Source organism: Bartonella sp. P0282 (genome assembly GCF_048452985.1).
GTDB classification, from domain to species: domain Bacteria; phylum Pseudomonadota; class Alphaproteobacteria; order Rhizobiales; family Rhizobiaceae; genus Bartonella; species Bartonella choladocola.
Map to the genome: position 1 here is coordinate 1 of NZ_WTFO01000012.1, position 504 is coordinate 504.

Sequence of the window (504 nt, forward strand, 5' to 3'; positions counted from 1 at the left end):
TATTGAACTGAAACAAGCAAGCCCATTATGGGATAAGCAGTTAACGCTACACTCATCAACGGTTGATGGCGCTATTTACGTTTCCACTAAAGATGGAACAAAGACGCAAAACTGTTCGGTTCCGGTATCGGTTCTTCAGTCGTGGATGAATGATTACGGGGATCGTAACAACAACCTTTATCTATCATTCACAGACAAAACCGCTTTCGATACCATCAGCTCGCCCGGTTATCGCAAGCCAAACGGTGGCGGCGGTATAGGCGCATGTGATTACTATGACGGTCGTCAACACCTTGCTTTGAAACCTGATCTGCAAGGAAGTGGTAGCGTTGAGTTTGAAGCCTATACGACGAACCCGAAATCCAGCACTTTTTTCAGTGTTCCATTGACAGGTAGTCGTATGGATGCCGGCAAGCTGACGTCAATTACGGTCAATATCTATGCTAATTAAGGGTTAAAAAAGTGAACCAACAGATATTTAGGCGAATAACCAAATTCGGGAAT

At 44.4% G+C, this 504-nt stretch carries 1 protein-coding gene; it reads left to right on the plus strand.

Annotation, left to right across the window (positions count from 1 at the left end):
- Positions 1-451: hypothetical protein (locus GQS64_RS11950; RefSeq protein WP_198231762.1), on the plus strand; the 451-nt coding region annotated here is incomplete at its 5' end.
- Between the last annotated feature and the right edge of the window lie 53 nt (positions 452-504).